Annotated in this window: 26 protein-coding genes; 18 read left to right on the top strand and 8 right to left on the bottom strand. The window is 62.3% G+C overall.

Going from position 1 to position 23837, the window contains the following annotated elements:
* Window positions 1-112: 112 nt before the first annotated feature.
* The 8 genes from LB536_RS08840 to LB536_RS08805 all read left to right on the top strand — a co-directional run bounded on the left by LB536_RS08840 (window position 113) and on the right by LB536_RS08805 (window position 5154).
* Window positions 113-601 carry a DUF29 domain-containing protein gene (locus LB536_RS08840; protein WP_140757313.1) on the top strand — a complete coding sequence of 163 codons (489 nt, stop codon included), beginning with the start codon at window positions 113-115 and terminating at the stop codon, window positions 599-601.
* A gap of 48 nt (window positions 602-649) precedes the next feature.
* Window positions 650-1243, top strand: a complete 594-nt coding sequence (locus LB536_RS08835; RefSeq protein WP_224591113.1) for a hypothetical protein — start codon at window positions 650-652, stop codon at window positions 1241-1243.
* A 44-nt stretch (window positions 1244-1287) separates the two neighbouring features.
* On the top strand, window positions 1288-1923 hold the full coding sequence (locus tag LB536_RS08830) for a glutathione S-transferase family protein (protein WP_318013425.1): 636 nt from the start codon (window positions 1288-1290) through the stop codon (window positions 1921-1923).
* Window positions 1924-1991: 68 nt separating this feature from the next.
* Window positions 1992-2567 (top strand): urease accessory protein UreE, encoded by a 576-nt coding sequence (locus tag LB536_RS08825; protein ID WP_224591109.1) that lies wholly within the window; start codon window positions 1992-1994, stop codon window positions 2565-2567.
* Window positions 2560-3231 (top strand): urease accessory protein UreF, encoded by a 672-nt coding sequence (locus LB536_RS08820; protein ID WP_224591107.1) that lies wholly within the window; start codon window positions 2560-2562, stop codon window positions 3229-3231. Before LB536_RS08825 ends, LB536_RS08820 begins: the two co-directional genes overlap by 8 nt.
* The gene (locus LB536_RS08815; RefSeq protein ID WP_224591105.1) at window positions 3228-3668 is read left to right on the top strand and encodes a DUF3995 domain-containing protein; all 441 of its coding nucleotides are present in this window, start codon (window positions 3228-3230) and stop codon (window positions 3666-3668) included. The genes LB536_RS08820 and LB536_RS08815 overlap by 4 nt, the downstream gene beginning before the upstream one ends.
* Window positions 3665-4306, top strand: a complete 642-nt coding sequence (gene ureG / locus LB536_RS08810; protein ID WP_140812319.1) for an urease accessory protein UreG — start codon at window positions 3665-3667, stop codon at window positions 4304-4306. Before LB536_RS08815 ends, ureG begins: the two co-directional genes overlap by 4 nt.
* Window positions 4307-4386: 80 nt before the next feature.
* Entirely contained in the window at window positions 4387-5154 is a 768-nt protein-coding gene (locus LB536_RS08805) for a class II aldolase and adducin N-terminal domain-containing protein (protein WP_224591103.1), read from the top strand.
* Window positions 5155-5157: 3 nt separating this feature from the next.
* Here LB536_RS08805 and LB536_RS08800 read toward each other — a convergent pair whose 3' ends face one another.
* Entirely contained in the window at window positions 5158-5790 is a 633-nt protein-coding gene (locus LB536_RS08800; RefSeq protein ID WP_224591102.1) for an HAD family hydrolase, read from the bottom strand.
* A 243-nt stretch (window positions 5791-6033) separates the two neighbouring features.
* Here LB536_RS08800 and LB536_RS08795 point away from each other — a divergent pair, with 243 nt between their 5' ends.
* A complete protein-coding gene (locus LB536_RS08795; RefSeq protein WP_140757321.1) occupies window positions 6034-6993 on the top strand; it encodes a sugar-binding transcriptional regulator in 960 nt (319 codons plus the stop codon).
* A gap of 25 nt (window positions 6994-7018) precedes the next feature.
* On the opposite strand, the gene LB536_RS08790 is transcribed toward LB536_RS08795, so the two are convergent.
* Window positions 7019-7204, bottom strand: coding sequence for a hypothetical protein (locus LB536_RS08790; RefSeq protein ID WP_224591100.1), 186 nt, complete (start codon window positions 7202-7204; stop codon window positions 7019-7021).
* 110 nt (window positions 7205-7314) lie between these two features.
* On the opposite strand from LB536_RS08790, the gene gcvA reads away from it, so the two are divergent.
* From gcvA to LB536_RS08745, 9 genes are all read left to right on the top strand, one after another.
* Window positions 7315-8220 (top strand): transcriptional regulator GcvA, encoded by a 906-nt coding sequence (gene gcvA, locus LB536_RS08785; protein ID WP_224591098.1) that lies wholly within the window; start codon window positions 7315-7317, stop codon window positions 8218-8220.
* Window positions 8221-8457: 237 nt separating this feature from the next.
* On the top strand, window positions 8458-9768 hold the full coding sequence (locus LB536_RS08780) for an ABC transporter substrate-binding protein (RefSeq protein ID WP_140757324.1): 1311 nt from the start codon (window positions 8458-8460) through the stop codon (window positions 9766-9768).
* Window positions 9769-9890: 122 nt separating this feature from the next.
* Entirely contained in the window at window positions 9891-10763 is an 873-nt protein-coding gene (locus LB536_RS08775; protein ID WP_140757325.1) for a carbohydrate ABC transporter permease, read from the top strand.
* Between the two features lie 11 nt (window positions 10764-10774).
* Complete coding sequence (locus LB536_RS08770) at window positions 10775-11599, top strand: carbohydrate ABC transporter permease (RefSeq protein WP_140812324.1); 825 nt, start codon at window positions 10775-10777, stop codon at window positions 11597-11599.
* Window positions 11600-11649: 50 nt separating this feature from the next.
* The gene (locus tag LB536_RS08765) at window positions 11650-12654 is read left to right on the top strand and encodes an ABC transporter ATP-binding protein (protein ID WP_224591096.1); all 1005 of its coding nucleotides are present in this window, start codon (window positions 11650-11652) and stop codon (window positions 12652-12654) included.
* An 11-nt stretch (window positions 12655-12665) separates the two neighbouring features.
* Window positions 12666-13436 (top strand): L-iditol 2-dehydrogenase, encoded by a 771-nt coding sequence (locus LB536_RS08760; protein ID WP_224591094.1) that lies wholly within the window; start codon window positions 12666-12668, stop codon window positions 13434-13436.
* Window positions 13437-13601: 165 nt separating this feature from the next.
* Window positions 13602-15080, top strand: a complete 1479-nt coding sequence (locus tag LB536_RS08755; RefSeq protein ID WP_224591092.1) for a mannitol dehydrogenase family protein — start codon at window positions 13602-13604, stop codon at window positions 15078-15080.
* 15 nt (window positions 15081-15095) lie between these two features.
* Window positions 15096-15779, top strand: coding sequence for an HAD family hydrolase (locus LB536_RS08750; RefSeq protein WP_140812328.1), 684 nt, complete (start codon window positions 15096-15098; stop codon window positions 15777-15779).
* Complete coding sequence (locus LB536_RS08745; RefSeq protein ID WP_224591090.1) at window positions 15776-17362, top strand: FGGY-family carbohydrate kinase; 1587 nt, start codon at window positions 15776-15778, stop codon at window positions 17360-17362. Before LB536_RS08750 ends, LB536_RS08745 begins: the two co-directional genes overlap by 4 nt.
* 79 nt (window positions 17363-17441) lie before the next feature.
* Here LB536_RS08745 and LB536_RS08740 read toward each other — a convergent pair whose 3' ends face one another.
* From LB536_RS08740 to LB536_RS08715, 6 genes are all read right to left on the bottom strand, one after another.
* A complete protein-coding gene (locus LB536_RS08740) occupies window positions 17442-18980 on the bottom strand; it encodes a GNAT family N-acetyltransferase (RefSeq protein ID WP_224591089.1) in 1539 nt (512 codons plus the stop codon).
* On the bottom strand, window positions 18955-19737 hold the full coding sequence (locus tag LB536_RS08735) for a helix-turn-helix domain-containing protein (RefSeq protein ID WP_224591087.1): 783 nt from the start codon (window positions 19735-19737) through the stop codon (window positions 18955-18957). Before LB536_RS08735 ends, LB536_RS08740 begins: the two co-directional genes overlap by 26 nt.
* A gap of 156 nt (window positions 19738-19893) precedes the next feature.
* A complete protein-coding gene (locus LB536_RS08730) occupies window positions 19894-20979 on the bottom strand; it encodes an ABC transporter ATP-binding protein (protein ID WP_224591084.1) in 1086 nt (361 codons plus the stop codon).
* A gap of 2 nt (window positions 20980-20981) precedes the next feature.
* Window positions 20982-22028, bottom strand: a complete 1047-nt coding sequence (locus tag LB536_RS08725) for an NAD(P)-dependent alcohol dehydrogenase (protein ID WP_224591082.1) — start codon at window positions 22026-22028, stop codon at window positions 20982-20984.
* 16 nt (window positions 22029-22044) lie between these two features.
* A complete protein-coding gene (locus tag LB536_RS08720) occupies window positions 22045-22857 on the bottom strand; it encodes a carbohydrate ABC transporter permease (protein ID WP_224591080.1) in 813 nt (270 codons plus the stop codon).
* Complete coding sequence (locus LB536_RS08715) at window positions 22854-23720, bottom strand: carbohydrate ABC transporter permease (RefSeq protein ID WP_224591078.1); 867 nt, start codon at window positions 23718-23720, stop codon at window positions 22854-22856. The genes LB536_RS08720 and LB536_RS08715 overlap by 4 nt, the downstream gene beginning before the upstream one ends.
* Between the last annotated feature and the right edge of the window lie 117 nt (window positions 23721-23837).

Raw genomic sequence — 23837 nt, 5'->3', positions numbered from 1 at the left:
CCATGGCCTTCGTTAAATGCGGCGGTGAGTAGGTTGTGCGGGGCTGTCCGAATAGGCCCACTCGTTCTTCGCGGACTTGGAAATCGTACACTTTGGGAGCAATATGTCCTCAATGAACAAGATATTCCGCAAACAGCAATTGACGCCCTACGAGGCCGACTATGCTCAGTGGTGCGCCGAGCAGGGCGCGCTGCTGCGCGAAGGTCGTCTTTCCGACATCGATCGTGAGAATGTTGCTGAGGAGATCGAGAGCTTGGGGCGGAGCGACAAAAGGGAAATTGCGAGCAGGCTCGGCACTTTGGTCCTTCACTTGCTGAAATGGGAGTTTCAGCCTGAGCAGCGCAAAACGGGCTGGTTGCTGACAATTCGGGAGCAACGGCTTCGGATTGCGGGACTGCTTGATGAGAGTCCGAGCCTCAGAACATATCCTGCGCAGGTGCTCGATCGAGAGTTCAAGATAGCAAGATTGAAGGCACAGGACGAAACAGGCCTGAGAGATCGGGATTTCCCTGTCGATTGCCCCTATGGGATCAAGGAAATTTTAGACGATGACTATTTCCCAGGATCACCGTGGTCTTCGGACAACCTTATGCGAGAATAGACAGATAGTGGTTCTGACGGACGTTCCATCCCCTGGCGAGCGGCCGTCATGGCCACCGAAATAGCCTCCGCCCACGATATCTTTCCGCATATCCGCATCGTCATGGGCATGGTGATCGGGCTTGGTGTCGCCCGCCTGCTGTCGGGGGTGGCGCGCATCGTCCAGCATCCTGGCCAGTACCGGCTCTATCCCGTGCATCTGGCCTGGGTCGCCTCGGTGCTGTTGATGCTGGTGCATTTCTGGTGGTGGGAGTTCGGCCTCTACGCCATCGAAACGTGGACCTTCGGCAAATATCTTTTCATCATTTTCTACGCCATCACGCTGTTCCTGCTCTGCGCGATGCTGTTTCCGGACTCGATGCTCGACTACACCAGCTACGAGGATTTCTTCTATTCGCGCCGCGCCTGGTTCTTCGGACTGCTGGCGGCGACCTATCTGCTCGATATCATCGACACGCTGTTGAAAGGTCCTGAGCATTTCGCCCGCTTCGGCAACGAATATCTGTTCCGCACGCCGGTCTTCGTTGCGTTTTGCATCGCCGCGATCGTGGTGCGCGACCGCCGCTTCCACATCGCCTTCGTCGCGGCCGCGCTGATCTACCAGATATCGTTCATCCTGCGGCTCTTCGACACGATCGTATGAGATCGGCCGATGATCTAGAGTTCCGGGGAAAGGCAGGTTCAATGATGTACAAGGCCGTCGGATCGCGCGGATCCCGGGTCAGTCGCGTCCTCTGGATGCTGGAGGAGCTCGGGCAGCCCTATGAATTCGTCGAGGTCAAGCTGCGCTCGCCGGAAGCCTATGCGCTCAATCCGTCGGGCAAGGTGCCGATCCTCATCGACGGCGAGCTGACGGTGACGGATTCGGCCGCGATCTGTGTCTATCTCGCCGACAAGCACCCCGACAAAGGCCTGGGCGCCAATCCTGGGATCGCCGGCCGTGCCGAGATGGATTCCTGGATGCACTTCGCACAGTCGGAGTTCGAGGCGCCGCTGTGGAACAAATTGCGCCACCGCTTCCTCTTGCCCAGGGAAGTGCGGGTCGATGTCGGCCCTGCCGCGGCCTTTGATTTTGCGTCGGAGGTCAAGGCGCTGGAGCGCAGGCTTGGCGACAAAACGTTTGCACTCGGCGACCGGTTCTCGGCCGTCGATGTGCTGCTTGGCGACATGGGCGGCTGGGCGCGTGCCGGCCGGTTCGCGATCGACTCCGACCGCGTCAACGCCTATTTCGACCGCGTGTTGTCGAGGCCTGCCCGTGCGCGGGCGCAAGCCAATGCATCGGCCCGAAAGTCGGAATCGATTTTTGGAAAGCACGATGCATAGATTCAAAGTATTAGAGCGTCCTTTGCGCGTCCAAGAGGACGCGCGGCGCTCTAAGGAGGCTCCATGAAATGAAGCTCAACATCAACACCGACTTCACCAAATTTCCACGCGCCGTCTCGGTGCTGCCCGCCGGCACGGCCGCGACCGTCGCGCCAACCAGTCGTGCGGTTCTTGCCCATGATGAGCGGCATCTGCGCCGCCGCGCCATCGAACTTGCCGACGGCAGCAAGGTGCTCGTCGACCTGCCCGAACCTGTCGCCCTCAACGACGGCGACCGGCTCGTGCTGGAGGATGGCGGCCATATCGAGATCATCGCTGCGCCCGAAGAGGTCTATGACATCCGCGCCCGCGACGCCGTACATCTGACCGAGCTCGCCTGGCATATCGGCAACCGCCATCTCGCCGCCGGCATCGAGGCGCACCGCATCCTCATCCTGCGCGACCACGTCATCAAGGCGATGCTGGAGGGGCTCGGAGCCACGGTGCGCGACGTCTCGGAACCGTTCAAACCGGTGCGCGGCGCCTATTCAGGAGGGCACGATCATGGCCGTGCGCACAGCCATGCCGAAGCGCACAGCCATGGCCACGGCGAATCCCATTCGCACAGCCACGCGCATTCGCATCACGATCATCATCATGACTGACCAGCCCTCCGGCATCGCCCTGCTGCGGCTGATGGCATGGCTGTCGCCGGCCTTCCCGGTCGGCGGCTTCGCCTATAGCCATGGCCTGGAGCGCGCGGTGCATGACGGACTGGTGAGCGACGGCGATAGCCTTGCTTCCTGGCTGGAGACGCTGGTCGAGATGGGTTCGGGCTGGAACGATGCCGTGCTGTTCGCAGAGGGCTGGCGCCGCGCCCGCGAAGGCGGCGATCTGACCGAAGTCGCAGCACTGGCTGAGGCTTTGGCCGGCTCGCGCGAACGCCACACCGAGACCATGCTGCAAGGTGCGGCCTTCCTCAAAGCGGCCGGCGCCTGGCCCAATGCCGCGCTGGAGCGCTTGCCGGCCGAATGCGCCTATTGCGTCGCTGTCGGCACTGTCGCCGGCGGCAATGGCATTGCGTTGCGGGACGCGCTGTCCGCCTTCCTGCAGGCCTTCTTCTCCAACCTCGTCCAGGCTGCGATCCGGCTCGGCGTGATCGGCCAGAACGAGGCCACGACGCTGCTGGCCGGCTTCGAGCCACTGGCGCTCTCGACCGCTGCCCGCGCATCCCGCTCGACACCGGACGATCTCGGCGGCTGCGCCTTCGTCTCCGACATCATGGCGATGAAGCACGAAACCCAGTATTCGCGATTGTTCCGTTCATGATCCTCCTCGCCTTCATCCTCTCATTCGTCCTGCTGCTGATCACGGCGCTGCATGTCTATTGGGGCATCGGCGGCATCTGGCCGGGCAGGGATGCCGCATCCTGCGCCCACGCCGTCGTCGGCTTTCGCGGCGTCGACGAAATGCCGACGCCGTTCGCCAGCTTCGCCGTTGCCGCTTGCCTTGGCCTGGCAACGCTCTGGCCGCTGGCGCTCATCGGTTTCTTTGCCTCGCCCTTTCCAAAGGAGGGGCTTGCCGCCACGTCGATGCTGATCGGTCTGGTGTTCCTGGGGCGCGGCATCGCCGGTTTCACGCCCCGGTGGCGGCGGCTGGCTCCGCAACAGCCTTTCGCGCGGCTCGATACCATTCTCTATTCGCCGCTGTGCCTGCTGATCGGGCTTAGTTTCGCGGTCCTCGCCATCACGGAGTTTCCGGCATGACACAAGCTAACGGTCCTCTTCGCATCGGCATTGGCGGCCCCGTGGGTTCCGGCAAGACGACGCTCACCGAAAAACTCTGCAAGGCGCTGCGCGACGAGTTCTCCATCGCCGTCGTCACCAACGACATCTACACCCGGGAAGACGCCATGATGCTGGCCCGGCTGCAGGCGCTGCCGGAGGACCGCATCGTCGGCGTCGAGACCGGCGGCTGCCCGCACACGGCCATCCGCGAGGACGCCTCGATCAATTTGCAGGCTATCGCGGAGCTGAACCGGAAGTTCCCCGATCTCGACATCATCTTCATCGAATCCGGCGGCGACAACCTGGCCGCCACCTTCTCGCCGGACCTTGCCGACCTGACGCTCTATGTCATCTCGGTCTGCCAGGGCGAAGAGATCCCGCGCAAAGGCGGCCCGGCGATCACGCGTTCCGATTTCCTCATCATCAACAAGAGCGACCTTGCGCCCTATGTGAACGTCAATCTCGACATCATGGAGAGCGATGCCGGCCGCATGCGCGGCAAACGGCCGTTCGGCTTCACTGATCTTTCGCGCGGCAAGGGCCTCCAGGAGGTCATCGATTTCATCGTCGAGCACGGCGGATTGCGGACCGTGGGCGCCGCAAGCACGGCGGCATAGCTGGCCTTCTGCACCAAGCGAAAGCGGTTGCGGGCACCAGCGGAGCGCGGCATTCTTGCCGAAACCGGAGGACTTTTAAGATGAGTATTGCCCGCCTGCAGAAGGAAACGCTGACCAACCTGCCCTTCTACGAAGAGCGCGTCGATCTCGCCTGCGCCTTCCGTTGGACGGCGCGGCTCAACATGCACGAGGCGGTGGCCAATCATTTTTCGCTGGCGGTCAATGATGACGGCACCAGGTTCCTGATGAACCCGAACCAGGTGCATTTCTCACGCATCAAGGCCAGCGACCTGATCGAAATCGACGCCAACGATCCCGACACGCTGTCAGGCCCCAATGCACCCGACCCGACGGCATGGGGCCTGCATGGCGCCGTCCATCGCAATGTGCCGCACGCGCGCTGCGTCATGCATGTCCATTCGATTCACGCCACCGTGCTGGCCTCGCTTGCCGACTCGACTCTGCCGCCGATCGACCAGAATTCGGCGATGTTCTTCAACCGTCACGTCGTCGACGCGCATTATGGCGGGCTGGCCTTCGAGGAAGAGGGCGAGCGCTGCTCGCAGCTTCTCGCCGACCCCAAGGTCAAGGTAATGGTCATGGGCAACCATGGCGTGCTGGTCGTCGGCGACACCGTCGCCGACGCCTTCAACCGCATGTTCTATTTCGAGCGCGCCGCCGAGACCTACATCAAGGCGCTGTGGACCGGCCGGCCGTTGCGCACGCTCTCCGACGCGATCGCCGAGAAGGCGGCGAGCGAGATGGACGATTATCCAGGCCAAGCCGAACGTCATCTCGCCGAGTTGAAGGCGATCCTCGACGAACAGGAGCCGGCGTACCGGAACTGAGGGCTACAGTCCGAGTTGAGCCCGCAATTCCGCGGCGCTGTTGATGACGATGGCGCCGGGCGGTCCTTCCATCGGCTTTTCAGGCCAGAAGATGGTCTTCATCCCCGCTGCCAGCCCCGCCATGGCGCCCGGCCAGCTGTCGTCGACCGCGACGGCGTGCGCGGGATCGACGTCGGCCAGATAGGCGGCGCGCAGGAAAGGCTCGGCGTGCGGCTTGCCTTCCCGCACGTCGTTGCGGCTGATCGTCTTCATGCCGGGATAGGTGAGGCCGACCATGCGCAGGTTGGCGTCGACGATCATCCGGTCCGAATTGGAGACCACCGCCTGCTGAATGCCGAGCGCGCGCAACTCATTGAAGACCTCGATCGCGCCCGGGCGCGGCTTCAATCCTTCGACCAACGGCAGGTAATGCTCATATTTGTGAACGATCCATTCGTCGAAGGGCAGTTGCAGCCCGAACTCGCCGCGCATCATTGCGTAGACCGGCCAGGCGGCGACGCCGAGCACACGCTCGTGCAGATCGTCAGGCGGCGTGAGGCCGGCATTGCGCATCGCTGCAATGAGGGCCGCCGCGTGCAGCGGTTCGCTGTCGACCAGCGTGCCGTCCATGTCCCAGAAAACCGCCTTCGGTGTCATGCAGCGCTCCTTTTTGCGATCCCTTAAAGGGTTTGCGGCGGGAGATAAACCTTTGGCGGGCATGGAACATGCTTTCTGGTGGAAACGGAACCGGCCGCGCCTGCTCCCGCCTGATGTTGCCGGAGAAAACCTCCGCTGTATCGGCGCAAGCATTTGCTCTCAAGATTGACAATTGCGCAGGCAGCCATTCCCTGCGAAAGTGATACGGACCGCCCGATGATCGGCGGGTTCGGGAGGCAGGACGTGAATACCCGGCAGGATGGCGGCAGCAATAGGCTGGACGACGCGGCGCGCGCCGGCTGGCTCTATTATGTTGCCGGCAACACACAGGACCAGATCGCCGCCACGCTCGGCATATCGAGGCAGACGGCGCAGCGGCTGGTGTCGCTGGCGGTGTCGGAAGGCTTGATCAAGGTCCGCGTCGATCATCCGATAGCCAACTGCCTCGACCTTGCCGCGCGGCTGAAATCGCGCTTTGCGCTCGATCTTGTCGAGGTGGTGCCGAGCGACCCCAATTCATCCTCCACCACCATCGGCATCGCCGAAGCGGCGGCCGCCGAGATCGAGCGGCGGCTGCGATCGCCGACGCCGATCGTCATGGGCATCGGCACCGGACGCACGCTGAAGGCGGCGATCGAACAATTGCCGCCGATGGAATGCCCGCAGCACAAGGTGGTGTCCTTGACCGGCAACATCTCGCCGGACGGTTCGGCCGCCTTCTACAACGTCATTTTCACCATGGCCGACAGGGTCAAGGCGCGATCCTTCCCGATGCCGCTGCCGGTCATCGCATCCTCGCCGCAGGAGCGCGAAATGCTGCTCAACCAGCCGATGATCCAGCCGACGCTGGCGCTTGCCGCCGAGGCCGATGTCACCTTCATCGGTATCGGCGACCTTGGCCCGAAGGCGCCGCTCTACGAGGATGGCTTCATTTCCGAAAGCGAGCTGAAAGCCTTGCAGAAAGCCGGCGGCGTCGCCGAAATCGTCGGCTGGGTGTTCGATCGCGAAGGCCGCATGATCGAAGGCATCACCAATGACCGGGTGTCGTCGGCGGCGCTGCCGTCGCGTGAGAAGTCGCTGGTCATCGCGCTTGCCATGGGCGAGCGCAAGCTGCCCGGCATCCTGGCGGCCGTCAACCGCCGGCTGGTCAACGGGCTCATCACCGACGAGCGCACCGCGGCCGCCCTGCTGGCCAGCATTTGACGGCTTGGCGATAAAGCCGGCAAGGCTATTGGTGCTGGCCGAAAGGGTCGTTGCCGTCGAGAAAACCGAGGTCGCGCTGCAGATGCGGCGACAGGTCCCTGATGTCGAGATGCGCCCTTTTTCTGGGCGCGAACCAGCTAAATCCGTCCGCGAGCCACGAAATCCAGCGATGATCGGGAGCGGGAGTGCATTTTTGCTGCGCCATGGTCATGATCGTCAACCTTCGTTATCCTGAACCCGAATGACGGGTTGAGCATCAATGTCGGCCTTGCCGGCCGCCTTTGCCAATCGAACGTCGATAACGACCCATAAGGAGGCTTTATGCCTGACCTCAGCGCGCCGCAGGTTTCGCAACTGCCTCCTTTGCAGGCGATCCGGGTGTTCGAGGCGGTGGCTCGGCATCTTTCCTTCACCAAGGCCGCCGGTGAACTCGCCATGACGCAAGCGGCGGTCAGCTATCAGATCAAGGTGCTGGAGGAGCGTGTCGGCGCACCGCTGTTCCTGCGCCGACCGCGACAGATCGAGTTGACCGAAGCCGGCCAACGCTTGGCGCCGGCTGTCAGCGAGGCCTTTGCCATTCTTAGCCAGGCCTATGCCGCCGCGCGCGGCGGCGCGGACGGGTTGTTGTGTATCACCACGGTGCTGACCTTTGCCTCCAACTGGCTGGCGCACCATCTCGGCGCGTTCCAGATCGCACATCCGTCGCTTGCCGTGCGGCTCGAGACGTCGAGCCGGCTAACGGATTTCGCCCGCGAGGATGTCGACCTCGCCATCCGCTCCGGCGGCGGCAAATGGCCGGGGCTGGAAGCCCACAAACTGCTCGATGCCGATTTCACGCCGATGCTGAGCCCGAAGCTCGCGGCGAGCATCGGCGGCATCAACGAACCGGCCGATCTGCTCAAGCTGCCGATCCTCGATCCCAGCGATATCTGGTGGACGCAATGGTTCGAGGCCGCCGGCGTGCACAGCCACGATCTTGCCAAGCGTCCCGGCAGCAGCATGGGCGCGCAGGCCTATGAAGCCAACGCGGCCATATCGGGCCATGGCGTGGCGATCCTGACCAGGGCGCTGTTCAAGGCCGAACTCGCCGACGGCCGGCTGATCCAGCCGTTCGATCTGGTCGGCGACGACGGGCACGCCTACTGGCTGGTCTACCCCGAGGCACGCCGCAACGTGCCCAAGATCCGCGCCTTCCGCGACTGGCTGCTGGCCGAGATCGCCTGCTGACCGGCAGACAATCAGACCAAGACCGGCCAAGAAAACCACATATCGTTTGAGAGGCTTTGGGCGCCGTCGCCTGGACTCCAGGTGGCGGCAATCCGAGCCCTGTCGCCAACCCTCATCGCCATTTTGCCGATCGCGTGCTGCGCTGCAGCAACGATTCCGGCTTGACATAATTAAGACTAAGTGAGTAATTGCTCACAGCCAAGGCAAATGCTCATCTTGGTTCATGGGAGGAATTTGATGAAACTTCGCACGCTCACCCTGGGCTTGTTGTCCGCCAGCGCGCTTGCGTTCGCCGCACACGCCGAATCCATCACCATCGCCACCGTCAACAATGGCGATATGGTCCGCATGCAGAAGCTGACCGACGACTTCACCAAGGCCAACCCCGACATCCAGCTCAACTGGGTCACGCTCGAAGAGAACGTGCTGCGCGAGCGCGTCACCACCGACATCGCCACCAAGGGCGGCCAGTATGACGTGATGACCATCGGCACCTACGAGGTTCCGATCTGGGCCAAGCAGAGCTGGCTCTTGCCGCTCGACAAGCTCGGCGCCGACTACGACGTCAAGGACATCATCCCGGCCATCGCCGGCGGCCTATCGGTCGACGGCAAGCTCTATGCCGCGCCCTTCTACGGCGAAAGCTCCTTCGTCATGTACCGCAAGGACCTGATGGAGAAGGCTGGGCTCAAGATGCCCGACGCGCCGACCTGGGACTTCATCAAGCAGGCCGCCGACAAGATGACCGACCGCGCCAATGGCGTGAACGGCGTCTGCTTGCGCGGCAAGGCCGGCTGGGGCGAGAACATGGCCTTCCTGACCGCCATGTCGAACTCGTTCGGCGCTCGCTGGTTCGACATGGACTGGAAGCCGCAGTTCGACCAGCCCGAGTGGAAGAACACCCTGCAATTCTATGTCGACCTGATGAAGGCCGATGGCCCCGAGGGTGCGTCCTCCAACGGCTTCAACGAAAACCTGGCGCTCTTCCAGCAGGGCAAGTGCGGCATGTGGATCGACGCCACCGTCGCGGCGTCCTTCGTCTCCGACCCGAAGAACTCCACCGTCGCCGACAAGGTCGGTTATGCCTTGGCTCCCGACAAGGGGCTCGGCAAGCGCGGCAACTGGCTGTGGGCCTGGTCGCTGGCCATCCCTGCCGGTACACAGAAGGCTGATGCGGCCGAGAAGTTCGTGTCGTGGGCGACCAGCAAGCACTATGAGGAGCTCGTTGCATCGAAGGAAGGCTGGGCCAACGTTCCTCCGGGCACGCGCTCCTCGCTCTACGCCAATCCCGAATATCAGAAGGCGGCTCCGTTCGCCAAGATGACGCTGGACTCCATCAACGCCGCCGACCCGACGCATCCGACCGTCAAGCCGGTGCCCTATGTCGGCGTGCAGTTCGTTGCCATCCCTGAGTTCCAGGGCCTTGGCACCACCGTCGGCCAGCTCTTCTCGGCCGCTCTCGCCGGTCAGTCGAGCGTCGACGATGCGCTGAAGCAGGCCCAGGACGCCGCGACCGCGACAATGACCGAGGGCGGTTATATCAAGTAAGGCTCCTCCCGGTGCCGAATGCCGGCCGACGACCATGACCGGCAACGGCCGCCCGAAACCCAGTTCGGGCGGCCGTCTTCAACGCCTCTGAAATTCTGTTCGATCCTTGAAGGGTGACCGTCATGGCTACTCAGCAGACCCGTTCGCTTGCCCGATTCATGATGGCGCCATCCGTGGTGCTGCTGCTGGTCTGGATGGTTGTTCCGCTCGCTCTCACGCTGTGGTTCTCCTTCCAGCAGTACAATCCGCTCAATCCGGTTCGCGATGGTTTCGTCGGCCTCTCGAACTACGCGCTGTTCTATTCCAACCCGGCTTTCCTGCAGTCGATCCTCAACACGCTTGTCCTGGTGGTCAGCGTGCTGCTGATCACGGTGATCGGCGGCATCCTGCTGGCGCTGCTCATCGATCAGCCGATGTGGGGCCAAGGGATCGTGCGCATTCTCGTCATTTCGCCGTTCTTCGTCATGCCGCCGGTGGCAGCACTGGTGTGGAAGAACATGATCATGCACCCGCAATATGGCGTGTTCGCCGACATAGCGCGCTTTTTCGGGGCGCAGCCGATCGACTGGTTCGGGCAGCATCCGATGACGGCGATCATCATCATCGTCGCCTGGCAGTGGCTGCCTTTCGCGACATTGATCCTGCTCACCGCGCTGCAGTCGCTCGACGCCGAGCAGAAGGAAGCCGCCGAGATGGACGGCGCCGGCTTCATCAGCCGCTTCATCTATCTGACGCTGCCGCACATGTCGCGGGCGATTACCGTGGTCATCCTGATCCAGACGATCTTCCTGCTCTCGATCTATGCCGAGATCCTGGTCACCACCAATGGCGGCCCCGGTTACGCCTCCACCAACCTGCCTTTCCTCGTCTACCAGAAGGCGCTGCTGGAGTTCAAAATCGGCCAGGCATCCGCGGGCGGTGTGATCGCCGTCATTCTCGCCAACATCGTCGCCTTCTTCGCCATGCGCGCCGTCGGCAAGAACCTGGACAAGTAAGGGAGGATAAGATGGCACGCGCAGTCACCACCCGGCACAAGACGATCGCGACCGTCGCCGCCTGGATCGTCGCCCTGCTGATCTTCTTCCCGATCCTCTATACGATCATCACCTCGTTCAAGTCGGAGCAGGAAGCGATCCAGGGCTTCAACCTGATACCGTCCGGAACCTTCGAGAGCTATGCCGAAGTCCAGGCGCAGAGCGGCTATTTCAAGTTCTTCCTGAACTCGGTGCTGCTCTCCGTCGGTTCGACCGTCCTGGCGCTCCTGGTCGCCATTCCGGCGGCATGGTCGATGGCGTTTTCGCCGACCAAGCGGACCAAGGACATCCTGATGTGGATGCTGTCCACCAAGATGATGCCGGCGGTCGCCGTGCTGTTCCCGATCTACCTGATTTTCCGCGATCTCGGCCTGCTGGACTCGCGCATCGGCCTGATGGTCATGCTGATGCTGATCAACCTGCCGATCGTGGTGTGGATGCTCTACACCTACTTCCGCGAGATCCCCGGCGAGATCCTGGAAGCGGCCCGCATGGACGGCGCGTCGCTGTGGAACGAGATCATCTACGTGCTGACGCCGATGGCGGTGCCGGGCATCGCCTCGACCATGCTGCTCAACATCATCCTGGCCTGGAACGAGGCGTTCTGGACCATCCGGCTGACGACCACGGACGCAGCTCCGCTCACCGCCTTCATCAGCTCCTTCTCCAGTCCGCAAGGCCTGTTCTGGGCCAAACTTTCGGCGGCCTCGACGCTGGCCATCGCGCCGATCCTGATCATGGGCTGGTTCAGCCAGAAGCAACTGGTGCGCGGCCTGACCTTTGGTGCGGTGAAGTAACGAAAATTGCCTGAAGCAATCGGCGAAAAATAGCTCTCCGGGAGGAAACCATGGGAAACATCACCCTCAAGAACGTCTCCAAATCCTTTGGATCGACGTCCATCATCCCCGGTCTCGACCTGGTGATCGAGAATGGCGAGTTCGTCGTCTTCGTCGGCCCGTCTGGCTGCGGCAAGTCGACATTGCTGCGGCTGATCGCCGGCCTCGAAGACACCAGCGGCGGCACCATCAACATCGACGGCCGTGACGTCACCGGCGAGGCGCCGGCCAAGCGCAAGCTCGCCATGGTGTTCCAGTCCTATGCGCTCTACCCGCATATGACGGTGGCCAAGAACATCGCCTTCCCGCTGAAGATGGCCGGCGAGGATCAGGCGACCATCGACAGGAAGGTGAAGGACGCGGCGCGCGTGCTCAACCTCACCAACTATCTCGAACGCCGTCCCGGCCAGCTCTCCGGCGGCCAGCGTCAGCGCGTCGCCATCGGCCGCGCCATCGTGCGCCAGCCCTCGGCCTTCCTGTTCGACGAACCGCTGTCCAACCTCGACGCCGCACTTCGCGGCACCATGCGGCTCGAAATCAGCGAACTGCACCATCAGCTCAAGACGACGATGATCTACGTCACCCACGACCAGGTCGAGGCCATGACCATGGCCGACAAGATCGTCGTGCTCAACGCCGGCAATATCGAGCAGGTCGGATCGCCGATGGAGCTCTACAAGACGCCGCGCAACCTGTTCGTCGCCGGCTTCATCGGCTCGCCGAAGATGAACCTGCTCGAGGGCGCGCCGGCTGACAAATACCGCGCCAAGACGATCGGCATCCGGCCCGAACATATGCAGATCTCGACGACGGCTGGCGACTGGAAGGCGACGGTCGGTGTTGCCGAGCATCTGGGCTCCGACACGTTCCTGCATGTCCAGGCCGATGGCGTCGGGCCGCTGACGGTGCGCGCCGACGGCGAACTGGCGGTCCGCCATGGCGACACCATCTATCTCACCCCCGACAAGGCCAAGCTGCATCGCTTCGGCGCTGACGGAAGAGCGATGGCCCAGTGAAGGATGGGACGGTGAGGCTGCAAGGCAAATCGGCGCTGATCACCGGATCGGCGCGTGGCATCGGGAGAGCCTTCGCCAAAGCCTATGTGCGCGAGGGCGCCACGGTGGCGATTGCCGATATCAATCTCGACGCAGCGCGCAAGACCGCGGCTGAAATCGGCGACCATGCCTATGCGCTAAAGCTTGACGTCACCGACCAGGCATCCATCGATGCCGCGGTCAAGGCGGTGGAGAGCAAGACCGGCGGTCTCGATATCCTGATCAACAACGCCGCTCTGTTCGACCTGGCGCCGATCGTGGAGATCTCTCGGGCAAGCTACGAAAAGCTTTTCTCCGTCAATGTCGCCGGCACGCTGTTCATGCTGCAGGCGGCAAGCCGCTCGATGATCGCGCGCGGCAAGGGCGGCAGGATCATCAACATGGCAAGCCAAGCCGGGCGTCGCGGCGAGCCGCTGGTCGCGGTCTACTGCGCCACCAAGGCCGCCGTCATCTCGCTGACCCAGTCGGCCGGGCTCGACCTGATCAAGCACCGCATCAACGTCAACGGCATCGCGCCCGGCGTCGTCGACAGCGACATGTGGGACGAGGTCGATGCCCTGTTCGCCAGATACGAGAACCGGCCGAAGGGCGAAAAGAAACGGCTGGTTGGTGAGGGCGTGCCGTATGGCCGCATGGGCAGGCCGGAAGACCTCGCCGGCATGGCCGTGTTCCTCGCCAGCGACGAGGCCGAATACATCGTCGCCCAGACCTACAATGTCGATGGCGGCCAATGGATGAGTTGAAAGGGACGAGTTGAGGGGGACGGCGCTTCTCTCTTTTCCTCCGGAGAAGGCGCCGCGGGGGCGGGTGAGGGGCAGCATACTGGAAAACCAGCTGCGGCCCCTCACCCTCGCCCTCCCGAAGGAGGCGAAACAGTCGGGCTGCAAATCGGCCAAAGGGTAAAGCAGATGACCGTGAAACTCTCTTCCTCCAGCCTCGCCAGCCTTCCGTCCAAGGTCCCAGGGCCGAACTATGACCGGTCGGCGCTGAAAGCCGGCATCGTGCATTTCGGCGTCGGCAATTTTCACCGCTCGCATCAGGCCGTCTATCTCGACGACCTGTTCGGTCAGGGCATCGGCCATGACTGGGCGCTGGTCGGCGCCGGCGTCTTCGACGGCGAGAAGATCGGCCGCGGCAAGCTAGAGGAGCAGGACTGGCTGACCACCGTGGTCGAGCAGGACGAAGGCCACATGAGTGCCCGCGTCACCGGCGCGATGATCGATTTCCTGATGCCGGGCGACGCAGCCGTCATCATCGACCGGCTTGCCGATCCGGCGATCAGGATCGTATCGCTGACCATCACCGAAGGCGGCTATTTCATCGACCCGGCCTCCGGCGTCTTCAATCCGACCCATCCCGACATCGTCGCCGACGCGCAGCCGGGCGCCACACCAAAGACCGTGTTCGGCATCATCCTGGCTGGACTGGTGCGCCGCCGCCAGGATGGCATCGTGCCGTTCACGGTCATGTCCTGCGACAACATTCCCCACAACGGCCATGTCACGTCGGATGGTGTGATCGGGCTCGCCCGCCTGATCGACGAGGACCTGGCGAGCTGGGTCGGCGACCACGTCGCCTTCCCGAACGCCATGGTCGACCGCATCACGCCGGCGACCAGCGACCGCGAGCGCAGGATCCTCGCCGACGATTTCGGCCTCGAGGACAATTGGCCGGTGTTTTGCGAGCCGTTCCGGCAATGGGTGCTGGAAGATCATTTCACCGATGGGCGCCCACCGCTGGAAAAGGTCGGCGTGCAGTTCGTCAGGGATGTCGCCCCTTACGAGCTGATGAAGATCCGCATCCTCAATGGCGGCCACGCCACCATCGCCTATCCGGCCGGGCTGATGGACATCCACTTCGTCCATGAGGCGATGCAGGAACCGCTGGTGCGCGGCTTCCTCGACAAGCTCGAACATGACGAGATCATCCCGACCGTGCCGCCGGTGCCGGACACGGTGCTGGAAGACTATTACCAGCTCATCGAGAAACGCTTCTCCAATCCCAAGATCGGCGACACGGTGCGCCGCCTCTGCCTCGACGGCTCCAACCGCCAGCCGAAATTTATCATCCCGACCATCGCCGATCGGCTGAAGGCGGGCAAAGGCGTTGCCGGTCTGGCGCTGGAATCGGCGCTGTGGTGTCGCTACTGCTTCGGCACGACGGACAGCGGAGCGGTCATCGAGCCCAACGACCCGAGCTGGGACCGGCTGCAGGCAACGGCAAAAGCGGCAAAGGACGCGCCCGCCGCCTGGCTTGCGATGGACGATATCTATGGCGATGTCGGCCGCGCCACCGCCTTCGTCGAGGCCTTTGCCCACGCGCTCAACGCACTCTGGGCCAATGGCGCGCGCGCCACGCTGACGCGCTACCTCGCCGGCAAGCTCTGAGAGCCAGCCGGCACCATGACGCCGGACCTGGTCATCTTCGACTGCGACGGCGTGCTGGTCGACAGCGAGGCGCTCTCCGTCTCGGCGCTGCTCGGCATGATCGAACTTGCCGGCGGCAGTCTCAGTGAAGACGCCGCCTACGAGCATTTCCTCGGCAGGAGCATGAAGAGCGTGCGCGAGATCCTTGGCCGCGACTTCGGCCTGGAGATCACCGATCAGCATCTCACCGCCATGCGCGTCGACCTCATGCGAAAGTTTCGCGAGGAGCTGAAGCCGATCCCTGGCGTCAAGGAGATGCTGCCGAAGCTCGGCCTGCCGTACTGCGTCGCCTCTTCCGGCACGCTGGAACGGATTCGTTACGCGCTCGACGTCACCGGCCTGCTCACGCTGATGGAGCCGCATCTGTTCAGCGCCGCCATGGTTGCCAGGGGCAAGCCGGCACCGGATCTTTTCCTCCACGCCGCTGTCGCCATGCGGGCGCAACCGCGAAACTGCCTCGTCATCGAGGACAGCCCGGCCGGTGTCGCTGCGGCGCGCGCGGCCGACATGCGCGTCTTCGCCTTCACTGGCGGCGCGCACGCCGGCAATCCGGGATTGAAAGCGCGGCTTGCGTCGACCGAACCGGACTCTATATTCGCTGACATGCTGCAATTGCCCGATCTGATTGCAGGCCTGGGAGCGAGAGTTAGAGCATCTTGACGAAACAGTTTGTCTGCGCGGTCGATGTCGGCACCGGGAGCGCTCGCGCGGGTATTCTCGACGCCAGTGGCGCCTTGCTCGGCCGTGCCGAGCGGCCGATCGCCATGAACCAGCCGAAGCCCGATCATGCCGAGCATGATTCACGCGATATCTGGTCCGCTGTCTGCGCCGCCGTGCGTGCCGCACGGGAAAAGGCCGGCGTCGCGGCCGAGGATGTCGCCGGCATCTCCTTCGATGCCACCTGTTCGCTGGTGGTGCGTGACAGGCAAGGCGGCCAGCTCAGTGTGTCGACCACCGGCGACAAGCGCTGGGACACCATTGTCTGGCTCGACCACCGCGCCATTGCCGAGGCCGACGAATGCACGGCGAGCGGCCACGAGGTGCTCAACTATATCGGCGGCGTCATGTCGCCCGAGATGGCGACGCCAAAGCTGATGTGGCTGAAGCGCAATCTGCCCGGCACCTGGAATGAAGCCGGCTATCTATTCGACTTGACTGATTACCTGGCCTGGCAGGCGACCGGCTCGCTGGCGCGCTCACAATGCACGCTGACGGCCAAATGGACTTATCTCGCGCACCAGGAAACCGCGTGGCAACGCGATTTCTTCGAACTCGTCGGCCTCGACGATCTTTTCGAGCACGGCAATCTGCCGGAGCGGGCCAGCGCGGTCGGCACCGATATCGGCCCATTGACGGCACAGGCAGCGGCGGACCTCGGCCTGACAGAAAACTGCCGCGTCGGTGCAGGCGTCATCGATGCCTATGCCGGCGCGCTTGGCGTGCTCGGCGGCTTTGCCGGCGACGACCGGAATATCGGTCGCCATCTGGCGCTGATCGCCGGCACCTCATCCTGCGTCATGGCGATGTCGCCCGACCCGCAGCCTTTCGCCGGCGTCTGGGGCCCCTACTATGGCGCCGCACTGCCGAAGCTGTGGCTGTCGGAGGGTGGCCAGTCGGCGACCGGGGCGCTGCTCGACCACATCATCCGCTGGCATGGCGCCGGCGGCGAGCCGAACGCCGCCATGCATGCCAGGATCGCCGCGCGCGTCGCCGAACTGCGCGCCGCCGAGGGCGATAACCTTGCCCCCCGGTTGCACGTGCTGCCGGATTTCCACGGCAATCGCTCGCCGCTAGCAGATCCGCACGCGGTCGGCGTCGTCAGCGGTCTAACGCTGGATTCCTCTTTCGACAGCCTGTGCAAACTCTATTGGCGCACCGCTGTCGGCATCGCGCTCGGTGTGCGCCATGTGCTGGAGGCGCTGAACGAGAACGGCTATCTGATCGACACGCTGCATGTCACCGGCGGCCATACCAAGAACCCGCTCTTGATGGAGCTCTATGCCGACGCCACCGGCTGCACGGTGGTCGAGCCGCTGGCCGACGAGGCGGTGCTGCTCGGTACCGGCATGGTGGCGGCGACCGCCGCAGGGCTGTTCCCCGATCTCAACGCCGCCTGCCTTGCCATGCAGCAGGGCGGCAGGACGCGCGCCGCCAACCCGGCCGCTAGCGGCCGCTTCGATCGCGACTACCGGATTTTCCTGGAAATGCATCGGCACCGGCAGGCGCTCGACGCGATTGGGTAAATCAAATCAGACAGCGTCCGGCCCTCAGCAGTGCATTCCATTCGCGAAAACGATGCACTGTTCTATCGCCGCCAACCTTCTACGTCTGAAATCCGAGATTCGCTCGGTTGAGCAACCGCTGCAGCAGATCGCTCGTAAGCGAATAGATTGATTGCTGCGGGTTCCGCTTAATCACCCCAATTGAGCGTAACTCGCGGACATCAATCGGCGGATCGATATACGCGACAAGCAAGTAATTGATCACCTTCACCGGGTCCTCTGGTGTTGCGTCCCAAGCGGCCAGTTCTTGTTCGCTGTAAACTGATCGACCGCCCGTTAGCTGCATCAGATCGCGTGTCGATTTAGCCGATTCTACGCTCTCCAAAACCCCGACGGCTGTCATGGCTTGGGATGGCGGTTCCTTTGACGCACTTTTGTAGAAAAATAGTACCGACCCGGCCTCACCGAGGTTTGAGGGGGCGCGGCACAAATAGACTTTTCGAATAGTATTTCCCGGCCTTGTTGGTCTCTCCGCGCGAGAAGCCCCCGAGAAGAGATCGGGTTGGCGGGGATTCCAAAGGTCTGGATACAGGATGTCGTGATAGCTTTCCTTGATAGGTATGCCGAACCCTTTGACTTGATCGGTTACGAGGAAGCGCGGATATGCCTTACGAGAAACGTCAAAGACGGAAGCAGTGCCATCAGGAAGCAGCTTGGCTGACGAAAAGCCACGCTCGTAGATCAATTCCCCGTTGCCTTTAGTGCCTGCGTTGCGAAAACCGTAAAACTCAAGCAAGCTTCTGAGCGCTGCCTGGTCTTCATAGGTTGTGAGATACGCAAGTTCATAGCTGTTGGTCTGGGCGTGCCAGAGAACCTGCTTAAGCAGGAGTTCTCCGAGTTTCACGCCTCGTTTTTCTGGCGACACCTTGAAGGTACAGATCTTAAGAATCTTTCCAGCTTTAGTAACTGCGTCGGTATCCAGTCCGTCCTCGTCCTTACGGACAATCAATCCGGCCAGATCATCGTCATCATAAACAACCCAGCAGCGGCGGCGCAGCCTGACACATTTATCCCGCCACCAATCATCAAACTCAGGATAACCATCGCGGAGGCTATCAAAGAACGCATCCTCGTGATCGATAGTATGAGCATCGACCTCTGCCACATGGCGAATTGGAACCTTCTTTGGCTCGTAGGTCTGGGTCAGAAGGTCTGCGGCGTCTCCGACAAACAGAACTCGTCGCGCTAGATCAGGGGAATGTCTTTGTGCCCTCTCGTGCAGCCCCCTGTCCTGAGAGACGAGAAAATCCACGACCCCGACCTGCAACGCGTGCAGCAAGGTTGCATCGACAACATCGTTTGGCTTTTTGAGTGGCCCAAACGCACCTTCAAGTTCCAGCTCGGTAAGTCCGCGCCTTTTATTTAAAACCCGGTACTTGTCGATCTTGCTAAGCGAGATTCTGCGCCGGTTGGCGTCTTTGTCCCTTGCGATGTCATCGCGAGCCGCCTCGTGAACATAGACATCGACCTTGTGGGCAGCAGCAAGACTGGAGAATTTGGCGTAGGCCGCTTCGACAGTGCGGTAGTCTTCAAGCCCTATCAGTATGTTCGTATCAATTAGATACGATTGCTGGCTCATGTTTCAGGGCCTTTCGCAAGTCGCGGCTTGCATACAAAAATGACTGCGGCGGCTCAAAACCAAATCTCTGACGAAGTTCGTCCAAAGGCACGGGGCGTGAGAATGCGCGTATGTCGTCAAAAAGAAGGACGCAACCGAAGTCAAGGCCTTCAAAATATTTGCGGAACTCTTCACGCCCAATCGAAGCAGCCTCCTCAAAATCAGTCCAAATTTGATCGACTGGCAGTTTCAGAACACTCTTGATTTCAGTCATGCCAACCATGGCGCGTATGGGGGAAGTTGCATAGATATAAGCTATCGTGCCTCCTGGAGCAGATAGGGGGAAACGGCGGCGCAATTCAACAGTTTTGCGGCCTTCTAGTATTTTCTCTGAATACTGCGGTCTAATCGACAAAACAACATCGCGCTGCGGCCGAAACGGTTCATCATCAAGAAGTGGAAAAACCAGTTGATCATCATGGCCGCATTCGGTGTCAAAAGCGTCCAGCAGGTGGAGTGCAACAGGCGTATCTGACGGAAAGACTGCATCTACACGGAGTGAGGCGCCTAGGGCCTCAACATACCGCTTAACTGTAGACAGATAGACCTCGCCACCCTTTTCCATTTTCGAGACGGCGGCTTGTTGAACATTCAGCCGGCCAGCCATCTCCTCCTGGGTTAGGCCGGAAAGAAGTCTAAGGCGGCGCAGATCGACGCTATCGCCGCGTGATTTGGCACCCGCTGACGCCTTGATAACTCTTCCCGCCAGTTTGCCCATTTTTCTACCTGTGATTCGTGGTGAAATCCGCCTAGTATTCCATACAAGGAATATCTGAGATTGCTATCGTGATTTCCTGGAACGCTTAGGTCTGCTGACAGAGGCGGCCGGTGAAATTTGGAGCAAAAACTTCGTCAGAGGCCCAGCGGCAAGCCTCTATCGTTTCAGTAACGATTTGCCGGTCTCTGCGTCGAACAGGTGGATCGCTTCCTCCTCGAACGTATAGCGGACGGGAGCATGCAGCACCGGGCAGTCGCGTGCGGGAACCAGTGCGCTGATCTCCTTGCCGCCGGAGCCGAATGTCACCAGCGCGTCATTGCCGTGGAATTCGATGAGATCGGCGGTGCCTTGCAATAGGCCGGCGGAGCCGGCACTGGCTGTCTTCAGGTCCGGGGGCCGGATGCCCAGCACGGCGCGATCGCCCGGCTGGAGATGAAAGCCCGCCCCGTCTATCGAAAGTACCGTTCCGGCGCCGGTTAGCGTCCAGCCGTTCCCGGCCCGGCCGACCGTCACTTCGACAAAATTCATGTTCGGCGTGCCGATGAAGCCGGCCACGAACATATTGCCCGGCCGCCCATAGATTTCCGCCGGCGAGCCGATTTGCTCGATGATGCCATCCTTGAGCAGCACGATACGGTCGGCGAGCGTCATCGCCTCCAGCTGGTCGTGGGTGACATAGACGGTGGTGGTCTTCAGCGACTGGTGCAGCCGCGCGATTTCGACGCGCATATGGTTGCGCAATTTGGCGTCGAGATTGGACAACGGCTCGTCGAACAGGAACACCTTGGGCGTCTTGATCATGGCCCGGGCGATCGCCACGCGCTGCTGCTGGCCGCCGGAGAGTTCGGCCGGCTTGCGGCCGAGATAGGGGTCGAGCCCCAGCGTGCGGGACACCGCTTCGACCCGCTTGCGGATTTCGGGCGCCGGCACCTTCTGGCGCCGCAGCCCGAAGGCAATGTTGTCGAAGATGCTCATATGCGGGTAGAGCGCGTAGTTCTGGAACACCATGGCGATGCCGCGATCGCCCGGATCGAGGTCGTTGACCACCTTGCCGCCGATCGAGACCTCGCCGCCACTGATGTCCTCCAGCCCCGCCATCATCCTGAGCAAGGTCGACTTGCCGCAGCCGGACGGGCCGAGGAACACGACGAATTCGTGCTCCTCGATCGAGAGATTGAGATCGCGGATCACCGTGGTGGCGCCATAGGCCTTGTCGACATGGGAGCAAACGATCGTGGACATGGTCAGCCCTTTTCGTCGGTAAGCAGGATCTGCAGCTTGACGTCCTGCGGGTTGCCTTCGGCCGCCCGTTCGAACGCCTTGATGCTGTCGTCGAAATCATAGGTTCCGGTGATCAGCGGCTTGAGGTCGACCTTGCCGGAGGCGATGAGCTGCAGGGCGCGGTCGAAGATGTTGGCATAGCGGAACACCGTCTCGATGCGGACTTCCTTCGAGATCGCCGCCGGCACGTTGAGGGCAACCGGCTCCACCGGCAGCCCGACCAGCACCACCGCGCCGCCCGGGCGCACGACGTCGAACAGATCGGCGAAAGCCTTGGGGCTGCCGCTCGCCTCGAAGACGATGTCGGCGCCCCAATTGTCGGTCGCGGCGGCGACCGCATCGACCAGCGACTGCTCGCCGATATTGACCGGCACGATGCCGGCATACTGCGCGGCGATCTTCAGCTTGGGCGCGGAAAAATCGGAGATCAGCACTTTCGAACAACCGCCGGCAAGGGCGGCAAGCGCGATCATGATGCCGATCGGCCCGCAGCCGACGACGACGGCGACATCGCCCGGAACGATGCGGGCACGGCTGGCCGCCTGCATGCCGATGGCGAAGGGTTCGACCATCGCGCCCTCGGCAAAGGAAACATTGTCCGGCAGCCTGTAGGTGAAAGCGGCCGGGTGCACGGCATAGGGAGCAAGGATGCCATGCACAGGCGGTGTCGCCCAGAAAGTGACGTCAGGGTCGACATTGTAGATGCCGAGCTTCGTCGCGCGCGACGACAGGTTCGGTACGCCTGGTTCCATGCAGACGCGGTCGCCGACCTTCAGGCTGGTGACATTGGCGCCGACCTCGACGATTGTGCCGGCGGCCTCGTGGCCGAGCACCATCGGCGAACGCACGACATAGCCGCCGATGGCGCCATGCGTGTAATAGTGCACGTCGCTGCCGCAGACGCCGACCGTGTGAATGGCGATCCTGACATCGTCGGGTCCGACATCGAGCGGCAACGCGATCTCGCGCAGCGAGAGTTCGCCTTTTTTCTCAAGCACCAGAGCCCGCATCGGGTAAGTCCTCACTTCAAGTCTTTTTTTGCCGGAAAATGGAATTCAGGAAGCCGCTGAGCACGCCGAGGAAAAGCAGCGGCGGCAACGACAGGAGCACGACCGAGGCGTTGAGAATGCCCCAAGGTACGTTCATGCCTTGCTGGGAGAGTTCGGAGGCAACGATCGGCAAGGTTTTGGCGTTGGAACTCGACAGCATCAGCGCGATCAGGAATTCGTTCCAGACCAGCACGAAACTGAAGGCGACCGCGCCGATCAGCGAGCGCGCAGCCACGGGCAGCGCGATCCGCCAGAACACCGAATAGGCGCCGTAGCCGTCGACGAAGGCGGCTTCCTCGATCTCCTTCGGCACCGCCTGGAAAGCGGGGATGGCGAGCCACATGATGACAGAGATGGTGAGCAGCGAATAGGTGACGATCAGCGCCGGCAAAGTGTCGTAGAGGCCGAGCTGCAGCCAGATCACCATCAGCGGGATCGCCACCGCCACCGGCGGCAGGAAACGCAGCGACAGCACGAAGAACTGGATGTCGCCGGCCCAGCGGTTGGGATAGCGCGCCACCGCATAGGCCGCGGGCAGGCCGAGCACGATGCCGATCAGAACGGCCGTGCCGCAGGCGACGACCGAATTGTAGAGCCCGGTGATGACGCTGTCGCGACCAAGTATGTAGCTGATATTGGCAAGCGTCGGCGTGAACACCAGGCGGGGAACGCGGGTGATGATGTCGACGCTGTTCTTCAGCGAGTTGAGCGCCGTCCACAGCAGCGGGAACACCGCGATGAAGCCGGCGAAGGCCAGGATGGCCTTGGCGATGATGCGGCCGGGTCTCATGCCTGCACCCGCTTCCACAGCATGGTGAAGGTGATGACGGTGGCGATCATCATCAGCACGGCCATGGCCGAGGCATAGGAGACCTTGCCGGATTCGATGAAGCCTTGCGAGAAGGCGTACATGTCGAGCGTTTCGGTCGCCACGCCCGGCCCGCCGCGGGTCATCACATAGATCAGGTCGAAGGAGCGCAGCGACTCGATCATCTTGACGAACATCAGGCTGATCAGCGGCGCCTTCAGCATCGGCAAGGTGACATAGGCGTGGATCTGCCAGCTCCGGGCATGGTCGAGCCGGGCGGCCTCGATCGGCTGCGGCGGCAAGGTCTCCAAGAGCTTCAGCACGATGACGGCGAAGAACAGGCCCCACTGCCAGACATCGACCGAAGCGACCGCGAACAAAGCCGTCGACGGCTTGGAAAGCGGGTCGAAGATCAGCCCGCCGGTGAGCAAACGATAGGGGTAGGTGGCGATGCCGTAGAGCGGGTGATAGGCGAACTTCCACACGAAGGCCGCCGAGACGCGCGGCAGCAGCACCGGAATGATGAACAGCAGGCAATAAAGGTTACGCAGACGCGGCGAGGCGACCTCGAACATCAGCACGCCGAGCCCGATCGCGACGACCATCGTGGCGACGACGGTGACGACCTCCCACTTCACCGATACCCAGACGGCGTTGAGGAAGCGGCGGTCGGAGAACAGGTCGACAAAGTTCGAGAACCAGACCCAGGAATAGGCCGTCGAGCTCAGCTCGCGGTTCTGCAGGGCGATGATGATCGCGTAGAGCGTCGGCACCATCGACAGGATCAGCAGAATGACCAGCGTCGGCACGACGAAGGTGACCGGCAGGGATGAACGTCGAGGCATTGGTCTCAGGCCTTGCTGTGTCTCTGATATCTGGACATCACGGAACCCTCGCGCGCAGGAAAGGGCGGGCCCTCCTGCGACGCACAGGTCCCCGCATTCCCAGGAATGCCGCGAACC

Origin of the sequence: Mesorhizobium sp. ES1-3 (assembly GCF_020164795.1) — a bacterium.
Lineage (GTDB): Bacteria > Pseudomonadota > Alphaproteobacteria > Rhizobiales > Rhizobiaceae > Mesorhizobium.
Note: the sequence above shows the minus strand (reverse complement) of the source record. Positions and strands in the feature narration are given on the sequence as shown.